Annotated in this window: 10 protein-coding genes; 1 reads left to right on the forward strand and 9 read right to left on the reverse strand. The window is 39.4% G+C overall.

All coding sequences use genetic code 11. The annotated features are described in order from the left end of the window. Positions 1-134: 134 nt before the first annotated feature. From N178_RS10170 to gatC, 7 genes are all read right to left on the reverse strand, one after another. Positions 135-950, reverse strand: a complete 816-nt coding sequence (locus tag N178_RS10170) for a YitT family protein (protein WP_013055060.1) — start codon at positions 948-950, stop codon at positions 135-137. 265 nt (positions 951-1,215) lie between these two features. Next, positions 1,216-1,389 carry a hypothetical protein gene (locus tag N178_RS27000; RefSeq protein ID WP_169746662.1) on the reverse strand — a complete coding sequence of 58 codons (174 nt, stop codon included), beginning with the start codon at positions 1,387-1,389 and terminating at the stop codon, positions 1,216-1,218. A gap of 641 nt (positions 1,390-2,030) precedes the next feature. Next, positions 2,031-3,404, reverse strand: coding sequence for a 23S rRNA (uracil(1939)-C(5))-methyltransferase RlmD (gene rlmD, locus N178_RS10175; RefSeq protein ID WP_045292041.1), 1,374 nt, complete (start codon positions 3,402-3,404; stop codon positions 2,031-2,033). A 95-nt stretch (positions 3,405-3,499) separates the two neighbouring features. Continuing rightward, positions 3,500-4,432 carry a diacylglycerol kinase gene (locus N178_RS10180; RefSeq protein WP_045292042.1) on the reverse strand — a complete coding sequence of 311 codons (933 nt, stop codon included), beginning with the start codon at positions 4,430-4,432 and terminating at the stop codon, positions 3,500-3,502. A gap of 234 nt (positions 4,433-4,666) precedes the next feature. Beyond that, positions 4,667-6,097, reverse strand: coding sequence for an Asp-tRNA(Asn)/Glu-tRNA(Gln) amidotransferase subunit GatB (gene gatB / locus N178_RS10185; protein WP_045292043.1), 1,431 nt, complete (start codon positions 6,095-6,097; stop codon positions 4,667-4,669). 14 nt (positions 6,098-6,111) lie between these two features. Next, entirely contained in the window at positions 6,112-7,569 is a 1,458-nt protein-coding gene (gene gatA, locus N178_RS10190; RefSeq protein ID WP_045292044.1) for an Asp-tRNA(Asn)/Glu-tRNA(Gln) amidotransferase subunit GatA, read from the reverse strand. A gap of 16 nt (positions 7,570-7,585) precedes the next feature. After that, a complete protein-coding gene (gatC, locus tag N178_RS10195; RefSeq protein ID WP_013055055.1) occupies positions 7,586-7,876 on the reverse strand; it encodes an Asp-tRNA(Asn)/Glu-tRNA(Gln) amidotransferase subunit GatC in 291 nt (96 codons plus the stop codon). Positions 7,877-8,241: 365 nt separating this feature from the next. On the opposite strand from gatC, the gene N178_RS10200 reads away from it, so the two are divergent. Beyond that, positions 8,242-8,727, forward strand: a complete 486-nt coding sequence (locus N178_RS10200) for a DUF3920 family protein (protein ID WP_045292045.1) — start codon at positions 8,242-8,244, stop codon at positions 8,725-8,727. A 54-nt stretch (positions 8,728-8,781) separates the two neighbouring features. On the opposite strand, the gene N178_RS10205 is transcribed toward N178_RS10200, so the two are convergent. Together N178_RS10205 and ligA are read right to left on the reverse strand one after the other, a co-directional pair. Beyond that, positions 8,782-9,975 (reverse strand): CamS family sex pheromone protein, encoded by a 1,194-nt coding sequence (locus N178_RS10205; protein ID WP_045292046.1) that lies wholly within the window; start codon positions 9,973-9,975, stop codon positions 8,782-8,784. Positions 9,976-9,988: 13 nt separating this feature from the next. Continuing rightward, positions 9,989-11,995 (reverse strand): NAD-dependent DNA ligase LigA, encoded by a 2,007-nt coding sequence (gene ligA, locus N178_RS10210; protein WP_045292047.1) that lies wholly within the window; start codon positions 11,993-11,995, stop codon positions 9,989-9,991. Between the last annotated feature and the right edge of the window lie 11 nt (positions 11,996-12,006).

Raw genomic sequence — 12,006 nt, forward strand, 5'->3', positions numbered from 1 at the left:
TTTCATACACGATATTTTCTTACTCATATTTTACGCAAAAAAAGCCTCAAGAACTACTCTTAAGGCTTTTTTTATAACTTTTATACTATAAAAATGGCTATTTATCATAAATCGGCGCTGAAATAACAAATATATTAATAAGCATCCCGTCGAAACAGCCCCATTACTTCTACCGTTTCTGTAATATTTACGAAAGCTTCAGGATCAACCGATTGAATTAACTGCTTGAGGTTTGCAAGCTCATAGCGTGAAATCACCGTCATTAATATTTTACGGTCTTCTCTTGAATAAGCTCCTTCACCGTTCATTAACGTCACGCCGCGCACTAAATTGGTAAGAAGCTGCTGCTTCATTTCTTCGCCTTTTCTCGTAATAATGGTTAACGTGAGCTTAATATGGCGAGTATGAATCGCATCCACTACTTTTCCTGTGACGAAAATCGAAAGCATCGTATATAAAGCCGCGTCCCAATTCACAAAGAAGCCTGAAACAAATACAACTACGGCATTCATCGCTGATAATATAGCGCCAAGAGGAAATTCTTTTTTATGCGTAAGAAGCATCGCAATAATATCAAATCCACCTGTCGAAGCTGACTGACGAAAAACAAACCCTACGCCAATTCCAGTTAAAACTCCTCCAAAAACAGCTGACAGAATAGGATCTGTACTAACAGCTCTCAAGGGAATCACGTATAAAGCAATTGATAAAGCCACAACGGACAGCAGCGTATGTAAGACAAACCGCTTTCCTAACTTCATAAAACCAATAATTAAAAGGGGTAAATTCAACAAAAAATTCATTGTTCCCGTGCTTGCAGGCGTTAAAATTCCTATAATCATAGCAATACCGCTAATACCGCTGCTTAGCACTTTATGGGGGATTAAAAACCAATTGTATGCAAATCCAATTAACACAGAACCTGCTATAATAGCAATTGCTCTATACATGATGTCCCTTCACCTCTTACCACAAATATAATGTTTTCATTTATTGCTTCTTTATTATAATTCCTAAAATATTGAAAACCTTAAAAAAAGTATATTCAGAAATTTGCTGTGTTGGTGGGGTGGACAAACGGCAAAATAAAACGGACATACAAGCGGATAATGCTTTTATATCAAGCTTTTGCTGCTTTTGGTATAGAAATGCTAACTTTACCTTTTCCGTACTTATTTAACCTAAAAGAGGTTGAGACATCATAATGAAATGAATCTAAATTAAAGGCGAACAACTAGTATAGATGAGCTTGTATGGAACCGCAGTTGATTTCCGTGCAAGACTTCGCTTTCCGCGGGCGGCCGCTGAGCCTCCTCGTCGCTTGCGCTCCTGCGGGGTCTCACCTGCTCCGCTTTTCCCGCAGGAGTCTTCGCCTTGCCCTCCAATCAACTGCTAGAAGGAACGAAACAGACGACACTTATTTGCCCTAACAAAAAAATAAACCACGAATCAAACATGTTGATTAATGGTTCGTCTTTTACTTGGGTTAAAATACTTTTGTCCCAGCCTCTTGATGGAAAGTTATTTTAATTTTATTCTTCTTCATATAGACCATTAATAAATTCTTCAAGTGAATGGGCGACGAAAAACATACCGCTTTCAGGATTCTCTTATGCTAGTTCATGATCTATAAAAACGATAATAGGCCGCTGAGAGTTAGAACGGTAGTCAAAACATACATGATTATCCGCTATGTCATCTCCAAATGGGTAAATACCATCAACTAGCTAGTATTTAATATCATGATACTTTGTTACACATTCAATAAAGTCGATTGGAAATAATACATCCCATGCTTTTTCTACATCAAATGGTTTCTAAACTTACCTCTTTTTCATCCGTTTCCCACGTAATCAATTTGCTTCCTCCATTTTGCCTTATGTATATTTAGGAATCTTTTTACTCCCATTTATATTTGCTTTTATTTGTTTCTCTATAAATTTTTTAGCAGATTCCGTACTGTATTAAAAATAAAAGCCAATATAAAACCCACTACCATTCCCAGTGATAGTGGGTTTTATAAAGTCCTCTTATTTTAATGTAAGCACCGCCACATTCTCCACATGCGTCGTATGCGGGAACATATCAACAGGCTGAACTTCAACCGTCTCATAGCCGCCTTTTTCTAGAATAGCTAGATCACGCGCAAGAGTTGCTGGTCCGCATGAAACATAGACAACTTTTTTCGGTTTCATGTCAATGATGGTATTCAAAAGAGCTTCGTCGCATCCTTTTCGCGGCGGGTCTACGACGATGACGTCCGCTTTGATGCCTTGTTTGTACCAGTTTGGAATGACGACTTCAGCTTCGCCTACTTCGAATTCTGCATTGTGAATACCGTTTAGCTCAGCGTTGCGCTTTGCATCTTCAATCGCTTCAGGCACGATTTCAACGCCATATACTTTTTTCGCTTTTTGAGCGAGAAATAACGAGATTGTTCCAATTCCACAATACGCGTCAATGACCGTTTCTTCTCCTGTTAAATCTGCATACTCAAGCGCTTTATCATAAAGCACTTTCGTTTGCTCAGGGTTTACTTGATAGAATGATTTTGCTGAAATGGCAAATTTAACATCGCCGATATAGTCGTAAATATATTCTTCGCCCCAAAGTACGTTCGTTTGGTTCCCTAAAATGACGTTCGTGCGCTTGTTGTTTACATTTTGAACAATTGATTTCACGTTCGGCACGGCTTCAATAATGTCTTCTATAATACGCTTTTTGTTTGGCAGCTCAGCTGTACGAGTCACAATGACAACCATGATTTCACCCGTTACAAGTCCGTAGCGCGCCATGATATGACGAAGCGATCCTTTATGCTTTTGTTCTTGGTAAGGAGAAACCCCATGCTTTTCACAGATTGATTTAACAGCTTGAACAACATCATCATTTGCCTGCTGCTGAATCAAACAGGCATCCATGTTAATGATGTCGTGGCTTCGCTGCTGATAAAACCCAGCGACCAACCCGCCTTCTCGCTCTGCTACGGGAACTTGAGCTTTGTTTCGATAGCGCCAAGGATCGTTCATTCCTAACGTCGAATGTACCGGAACGTCAGGTAAATGACCAATTCGCGCCATGACGTCTTTTACTTGCTTTTGCTTGAATTGCAGCTGCCCTTCATAGCTTACATGCTGCAGCTGACAGCCTCCGCACTGCTTGTAGACCGGACAGGGTGCTTCAACACGCTGCTCACTAATTGTATGGTGCTTAATGAGCTTGCCAAATGCATAGCCTTTTTTTACTTTAATGATTTTTACTTGGCCGCTTTCGCCAGGCAGCGCATTTTGAACAAAAATAGGAAATCCGTTCACTTTCGCTACACCCGCTCCGTCATGCGTTAAATCTTCAAACGCAACATCTATATATTCATTTTTTTCTACAGGTGGTTTTAATTTTTCCATTTATCGTTACATCCTTTTAGTCATTTGAAAATGCTGAACTGATTGTACCATAAGAGCGAAAGCCAAACAAAGAAAAGCATGAAAAAAGATCGCAATTAGGCGATCCCATTTTTTTCCATCAATTCAGCTGTTGCTTTTGGAACAAAGATTTCTACATGGCGATATAAGTTTACAAATTCCCCAGGCAATAACCCTCCGTACTCGCCATCTAGATTTAGCTGCATTTTATCATTCGTATGAATTTTAACACGGTTCGCTTTTGTATAAATAATGTGAGGATCATTGATATGTTCTCCTCGCAGCGCAAGTGTCGCAATTCGAATAAATTCAGCTAAATTTGCTTTCTTTAAAATAATTAAATCAAACATGCCGTCATCTAAAGAAGAATCTGGTGCCAGCTTTTCAAAACCGCCGACTGAGTTCGTTAAGGAAACGAGGAAGAACATAATCTCGCCGCCAAAGAATTTTCCATCATACTCAATTTCAACAGATGTTGGTTTAATAGAAGGAAGCATTTCCATACCTTTTAAATAGTAAGCTAGCTGTCCAAGCATTGTTTTTAACTTGCTTGGCACTTCATACGTTAACTCAGTTAAACGGCCGCCTCCGGCGATATTTACAAAGTAATGCGTTTCTCCGTCGTTTGTTACACAGCCTAAATCAATTGGCTTCGTTACGCCTTCTACAATAACATCAACAGCGCCTTCAATTGTACGCGGAACATTAATGGCACGAGCAAAGTCATTGGTTGTTCCAACAGGAATAATACCTAGCTGCGGACGATAGTCCTGTCCGGCAATACCGTTTACGACTTCATTGATGGTACCGTCTCCACCGGCTGCGATTACAACGTCAAAGCGGCGCTCTACTGCTACTTTGGCAGCTTCTGTTGCATCGCCAGCGCAAGTTGTAGCATGACAAGATGTTTCGTATCCTGCTTGCTCTAGCTTTTGCAAAACTTCCGGTAAGTTTTTCTTAAAAATTTCACGGCCCGATGTCGGGTTATAAATAATTCTCGCTCTTTTCATATTCATCATCCTAATAATGATAATTTGTCACAAATCTTTGCCTACTTTTATCAGTGAAAGAATGCCCCCTCACATTACATCATCAACAAGAGGGGGCATGAACAAACATATTATAAAGAAATTAACCTTGATATACAATATTCACGTTTCGGTTTTTATTCATACCTTCAGCGCGATCGCCCTTACTCATAATAAATGTGAGATGGATACCCACCTCACATTTAGTTATCAAATTTAGCGTTTATTAATTTCTTCTAAAAGAATTTTATTAACCATCGGTGGGTTCGCTTGGCCTTTTGAAGCTTTCATAATTTGACCAACTAAGAAGCCAATTGCACGATCCTTACCATTTTTGAAATCTTCAATAGATTGAGGGTTTGCATCTAATGCATCTGTTACGAATTTACGTAAAGTTGCATCATCAGAAATTTGTACAAGACCTTTTTCTTTTACAATTTTCTTTGCATCTCCGCCATTTTCAATTAACTCTTTGAATACTTTTTTCGCAATTTTAGACGAAATTGTACCTTCTTGAATTAATTGAATCATACCAGCTAGGCCTTCAGGTGTTAATGCTACATCTGAAAGTTCTTTTTGGTTTGAGTTTAAGTAAGCAGAAACTTCACCCATTAACCAGTTAGAAGATAGCTTCGCATCTCCGCCCGCAGCAAGCGTTGCTTCAAAGAAATCAGACATTTCTTTTGTTAGCGTTAATACCATTGCATCATAAGCAGGTAAGCCAAGCTCTTCTACATAGCGCTTTTTACGAGCATCTGGAAGTTCAGGAATCGAAGCACGAACGCGTTCTTTCCACTCTTCGTCGATGTATAATTCTAATAAATCAGGCTCTGGGAAGTAGCGGTAGTCGTCAGATCCTTCTTTTACACGCATCAGAATTGTTTCACCCGTAGACTCATCAAAACGGCGTGTTTCCTGCTCGATTAAGCCACCAGACAATAACACTTTTTCTTGACGAATTTCTTCGTGTTCAAGACCGCGGCGCACATAGTTAAATGAGTTTAAGTTCTTTAACTCAGCTTTTGTACCAAACTCTTCTTGTCCAACTGGACGTAAAGAAATATTGGCATCACAGCGAAGTGAACCTTCTTCCATTTTACAGTCAGATACGCCTGTATATTGAATGATTGATTTTAGTTTTTCTAAATAAGCATATGCTTCTTCAGGAGAACGCATATCTGCTTCCGATACAATCTCAATTAGAGGTGTACCTTGACGGTTGAAGTCTACTAGTGAATAGCCATCGCCTGTATGCGTTAACTTACCAGCATCTTCTTCTAAATGAAGTCGGTTGATACGAATGCGCTTCGTTTCACCTTTAACTTCTACTTCAATCCAACCGTTCTCGCCAATTGGTTTATCAAATTGAGAGATTTGATAAGCTTTTGGGTTATCCGGATAGAAATAGTTTTTACGATCAAACTTTGTATCTGTTGCGATTTCACAGTTTAGCGCAAGCGCTGCTTTCATTGCAAAATCAACTGCTTCTTTGTTTAACACAGGTAGTACGCCAGGATAACCTAAGTCAATTACACTTGTGTTAGCATTTGGAGCCGCACCAAATGCGTTTGGACTTGCTGAGAAAATTTTAGATTTTGTCTTAAGCTCAACGTGTACTTCAAGACCAATAATCGTTTCAAAGTTCATCTTTATCTCACCCCTTACAGTGCTGGTTTCGCTTTATGATGCTCAGTTGCTTGTTCGAATGCATGAGCAACACGATAGATTGTGCGTTCGTCGAAATGCTTACCGATAATTTGTAACCCTAATGGCAATCCATTTGATAAGCCGCAAGGCACAGAAATACCAGGTACTCCAGCAAGGTTTACTGGGATTGTTAAAATATCGTTTGCATACATTGTTAATGGATCATCTGTTTTCTCACCAATTTTGAATGATGGAGTTGGTGTAGTTGGTCCAATGATAACATCATAGTTTTCAAATACAGACTCAAAGTCTTGCTTGATTAACGTACGTACTTGCTGTGCTTTTTTGTAGTAAGCATCATAATAACCAGAGCTTAACGCAAATGTTCCAAGCATGATACGGCGTTTTACTTCGTTTCCAAAGCCTTCGCTTCGAGACTGCTTGTACATTTCGATTAAGTTCTCAGCATTATCTGTACGGTATCCGTAGCGAACGCCGTCAAAACGAGATAAGTTAGCAGACGCTTCAGAAGAAGATAATAGATAATACGTAGCTAATGCGTATTTAGAGTGTGGAAGCGATACCTCTTCCCAAGTCGCGCCTAGTCCTTCTAACACTTTTAGTGCATCTAAAACAGACTGGCGAGCTTCTTCGCCCACACCTTCGCCTAAGTATTCTTTTGGAACAGCAATTTTAAGATCTTTTACGTCACCTGTTAAAGCAGATACATAATCCGGTACATCAACATTAGCAGAAGTAGAATCCATTGGGTCTACGCCTGAAATTGCTTGAAGTAAGTATGCATTATCTTCAACAGAATTTGTGATCGGTCCGATTTGATCTAAAGAAGATGCAAATGCTACTAATCCGTAACGAGATACGCGACCATATGTTGGTTTTAATCCGACAACACCGCAGTAAGCAGCTGGCTGACGAATTGAACCACCTGTATCAGAACCTAAAGAAAACGGAACTTCGCCTGCTGCTACAGCTGCAGCTGAACCACCGCTAGATCCACCTGGTACATAATCTAAATTCCATGGGTTGCGCGTTAACTGAAGACCTGAGTTTTCAGTTGAAGAACCCATTGCGAATTCATCCATATTTAATTTACCGATTGTTACCGCTTCAGCTGCCTGCAATTTTTGAACAACTGTTGCATCATAAATCGGATCAAAGTTTGCTAGAATTTTACTAGAGCAAGTTGTACGTAAATCTTTTGTGACAATATTATCTTTTACACCGATCGGCATACCAAATAATAGGCCAAATTCATCTTTTGTTTGTAATGCTTCATCTAGCTCTTTTGCATAAGCACGAGCATTGTCTTCATTAAGCGCTAAGAACGCACCTACTTTATCATCTACTTCATTAATACGTTTGTATGATTCGTCTACTAAATCTTGTACACGTACTTCTTTCTTGTGTAAAAGGCTATGTAGTTCTGAAAGTTTACGATCGAATAAAGACATCGTAAAGCCTCCTTCCTTATTCTAAAATAGTTGGTACTCGAATGTAGCCATCCTTGTGGTCTGGCGCATTTTTTACTACGTCTTCAATTGGTAAGCCTTTAGCTGGCTTATCTTCACGCATTACGTTTTTCATATCCAATACGTGAGAAGTTGGTTTTACATTTGTAGTATCTAACTCATCTAATTGTTCTGCATATGTAATAATAGCATCTAATTGTTTTGTAAATAGTTCTGCTTCGTCATCCGTCACCGCAAGTCTCGCTAAGTTTGCAACGTGTTTCACTTGATCAACAGAAATTCTTGACATGTTCCTTCACCTCCGAATATTCGTCCCACTACAATATACTGATAATACCAAACTTCACTAGCAACAGGCAACATTTCTGAGACTAGTTCCTAAAATATTAAAAACCCCGCCAGACAAGACAGGGCTTACATTTATCACTTCTATTTTATACCAAATCTATTTCATTCAAACAACATTCCATACTTTTCCTTCGTCATAAAATATTTCTCTCTTGCATAGGTATAAAATAACCTTCTTTTTAGAAAAGATAGATAGAAAGAGAAACATGCTTCAGATGAACACACCACCATGTTTTAATTTCACTAGTCTTTGGGAAAGTAAAGAAAACGAATAACTACTTTACCGTAAAAGAGGTGCTATAAAAATTGAATAAAATACTTATACAGTCAGTCATCCACCAGCGCCCTGTGTATCAGCAAAACGGAAGATGGTTTGTATTAGATGAAGAATTCAAGTGGGATTTGCCCACCTTGCAAAAAGATGTTTTTGCTTGTTTAAATAAAGCCTTTCATATTCCTATAATTTTTTGTGATTCATGCGAAGCCAATAAAATTGTCTCTGCTCTTGGAGAAGAAGAAGCAGAATACCTTCAGTTTGCATCAGGCGTCTACTGGCGAGAAGTCGGCATTATATTTATTTTTAAGTTTGATGACTACCTCCCGCTTGTCGAAACCATTTTTCACGAGCTGCGTCATTATATTCAAGATCACATCCCTTATTATCAGAAAGAGTTTGAGCTGGATAAAAAGCGCCCGTATGAAGAGCGGACAACCGAACAAGATGCATTTGCATTTGCTGCTTATTATCTTGCTAAGTTTACAAGACAAAATTCTCACGCCATTCCTTCATAGGAGGCAATTTAATAGAATTAGAAAAAGACACTGCTTGAGCAGTGTCTTTTTTGCTTACTCTTCGTAAATATGAACGAACGGCTTGTCTTCATCTGCTTTTCTAACAATGAGAGCTTCCGGTCCGCTTACTGAGTTAATAGAAATACTCGTTTCCATATATGAAGGGAAATGATCAAGCATTAAACCAGCAACGTACTGAGTAAATCCTACAATTTCACCTTTTCCGTAAAATTGTACGGGAATATCAATCGTCATTTTTTGAAGCTGTCCATCTTTGTAATACCCCTTCCCTACTACGCTTGTAAAGTTCGGGAAGTAGTCTTCGATTTGTGCTTTAAACTCATCAAATTTCATCGCATCATCTCGGTGATCTTTTGTTGCATCTGATGATGGGAATAAATAATATTGCTCATCTAAATTATCCCAGCTGCCAACGGCCGTATCATTTGAACCTGCATTTCCGACAGCTATAAAGTTACCCGGTGTTAAAGAGGACTTAGCACTTTGTTTGAATAGCGCTACTCGAACTGGCACATTTTCTAAGCCTTTGATGTCGCGCATACGCTTAACAATCTCATCTGCCATTTGCTTTCCTTGGGCTTCAATCTCTTTATTCGTAAGCTTCACTTCACGAGCATAGCCATTTTCTTCTGTATAATAATGAACAGAATTCATCGCCAGGCCAATTGTGACGCCTCCAAGTTTTACCTTGTCGTCTCCGTCTTGAATAAGGTAGTCTTGCTCAGTAATGTTCGCTAAGTACATTGGACTTGTTTCGTTGCGAGTTTTCAAATCGCCTTTTTCTGTATCGATTGGGTTTAACCCATTGTTTTTAAGCTTCTTTTTCGCCGTATCATCTTTTGCTTTGCTTTGAAGATCTTTAAACTGTTTATCACTCAGCTTACGGCTTAACCATGAGCGAATAGTATCTTTATCAAGGTACTGGCCTTCTTGATACACATATTTTTTCGGAGAATAGCTATCTGTCGATAAGCGCATTAAGCCTGTTTCAAATTCTTGCGCATCCAAGCGATTGTTTAAGTTTGCTGCGACTAAGCCTCTTGCCACTCCCGCTTTAAATGGAAGAATTGTTCGGTAATAATCATCTGAAATACTATACTTCGGAATAACTGCTTTTTCTTTCTTGTTGTTGGTTTGTTGAACAGTCTCTTTATCGTCCGAAAGATTCGGTGCACACGCTGAAGTTACAAGCATGACCGCAAGAGAAAGTAACAATATCTTTTTCAACTACACACACCTCTTATTTATTTAATTCCGTAAGTAGCCTTGCTTCATCCCATACTTCAATTTCAAGCTCGTTAGCTTTTGTCAGTTTGGAACCAGCCTCTTCCCCTGCCACAACAAGGTCTGTCTTTTTACTTACGCTTCCTGTGACTTTACCGCCAAGTGCTTCAATTTGTGCTTTTGCCTCATTGCGAGATAGCTGTTCAAGCTTACCTGTTAATACAACGGTTTTACCAGCAAAAACAGAATCTACATTTTCTACACTTACAAGCTTGGGTCCCTTGTATGTAAGGTTTACTCCATACTCTTTTAATTCATGTATAAGTTCTTGAACCTCTTCTTGTGTAAAGTAAGCGACAATAGCATCAGCCATTTTGGCACCAATTTCATTAATTGCCACTAATTCATCATACGTTGCTTTTGTTAACTTGTCTATGGTTTCAAAGTGCTGAGCTAACGTCTTTGCAGCTTTTGCTCCGACATGACGAATGCCCAAACCAAAAAGCAAACGCTCAAGCGAATTTTCTTTAGAGGCTTCGATGGCCGCAATCAAATTATCAGCAGATTTCTCACCCATGCGCTCAAGCTCGATTAACTGCTGTTTTGTCAGCGTATAAATATCCGCTACATCTTTAATTAACTGTTCGCGAAATAATTGTGATATAACTTTTTCACCAAGTCCATCAATGTTCATCGCATTGCGGGACACGAAATGAATAAGTCCTTCACGAATTTGAGCAGGACAGCTTGGATTAATGCAGCGAAGCGCCACTTCTCCTTCTAAACGTACCAGTTCACTTTCACATTCCGGGCAGTGAGTAGGCATCGTAAATTCTTGCTCTTCTCCCGTTCGCTTCTCTTCAATCACATTCACTACTTCAGGAATAATATCTCCTGCTTTTTTCACCACGACATAATCGCCGATGCGAATGTCTTTTTCACGAATTAAATCTTCATTGTGAAGAGACGCACGCTGTACCGTCGTACCTGCTACTTGAACGGGCTCCAAAATAGCTGTTGGCGTAATGACACCTGTCCGGCCTACCGTCAGCTCAATATTTACAAGCTTGGTTACAACTTCTTCAGCAGGAAACTTATAAGCAATAGCCCAGCGTGGACTTTTGGCCGTTGTGCCAAGCTCAGCCTGCTGATCAAATGAATCTACTTTTATAACAATGCCATCAATATCATAAGATAATTCTGGACGTTTCGTTTGCCAGCTTTCGATATAAGCAATTACGTCGTCAATGGTTTCACACGTCTGTCTTTCTTTATTTGTTTTAAATCCAAGATCATCGAGCAGATTTAAACTTTCGCTGTGGGAGTCGATTTCTAATTCTCCTGTATCAGTCATGGCATAGACAAAGATATCTAAATTACGTTTTGCCGCAATCTTAGGATCTAGCTGACGCAGTGAGCCAGCAGCTGCGTTACGGGGGTTAGCAAACGGCACTTCATCTCTTTCCATTTTTGCTTCATTAAGTGCTTCGAATGATTTCCTCGGCATAAATGCTTCTCCGCGAACTTCCATTGATAACGGTTCTTTAATTCGCAGTGGAATCGATCGAATTGTTTTTAAGTTTTCAGTAATATTTTCACCCGTCGTACCATCTCCGCGCGTAGCACCCAGCACTAAGTATCCATCTTCATAGCGAAGAGATACAGCAAGGCCGTCAATTTTAAGTTCACATACATAAGAAAACTCGTCTTCAACGGCTTGGCGCACTCGGCGATCAAAATCTCGAAGGTCTTCTTCATTAAATGCATTTCCTAAACTTAGCATAGACGTTTGATGCTGAACCTTCTCAAACGCATCGAGCACTTGGCCGCCGATGCGCTGAGTAGGTGAGTCAGCTGTTTTTAATTCTGGAAATGATTCTTCTATTTCAATTAACTCATTCATTAATTTATCGTATTCTGCATCTGGAACAGATGGCTGATCTAACACATAATATTCATAGCCATATTGATTTAATACGTCACGTAATTCTTGAACGCGTGATTTTGCTGTTTCAAACTCCATATTCTAGCTCC

Origin of the sequence: Priestia aryabhattai B8W22 (genome assembly GCF_000956595.1) — a bacterium.
In the GTDB taxonomy this organism is placed as follows: Bacteria; Bacillota; Bacilli; order Bacillales; family Bacillaceae_H; genus Priestia; species Priestia aryabhattai.

Excerpts from the sequence above, each read along its gene's own strand:
- N178_RS10170 (WP_013055060.1), bottom strand. The coding sequence starts at position 950 with ATGTATAGAGCAATTGCTATTATAGCAGGTTCTGTGTTAATTGGATTT.
- rlmD (WP_045292041.1), bottom strand. The coding sequence starts at position 3,404 with ATGGAAAAATTAAAACCACCTGTAGAAAAAAATGAATATATAGATGTT.
- N178_RS10180 (WP_045292042.1), bottom strand. The coding sequence starts at position 4,432 with ATGAAAAGAGCGAGAATTATTTATAACCCGACATCGGGCCGTGAAATT.
- gatB (WP_045292043.1), bottom strand. The coding sequence starts at position 6,097 with ATGAACTTTGAAACGATTATTGGTCTTGAAGTACACGTTGAGCTTAAG.
- gatA (WP_045292044.1), bottom strand. The coding sequence starts at position 7,569 with ATGTCTTTATTCGATCGTAAACTTTCAGAACTACATAGCCTTTTACAC.
- gatC (WP_013055055.1), bottom strand. The coding sequence starts at position 7,876 with ATGTCAAGAATTTCTGTTGATCAAGTGAAACACGTTGCAAACTTAGCG.
- ligA (WP_045292047.1), bottom strand. The coding sequence starts at position 11,995 with ATGGAGTTTGAAACAGCAAAATCACGCGTTCAAGAATTACGTGACGTA.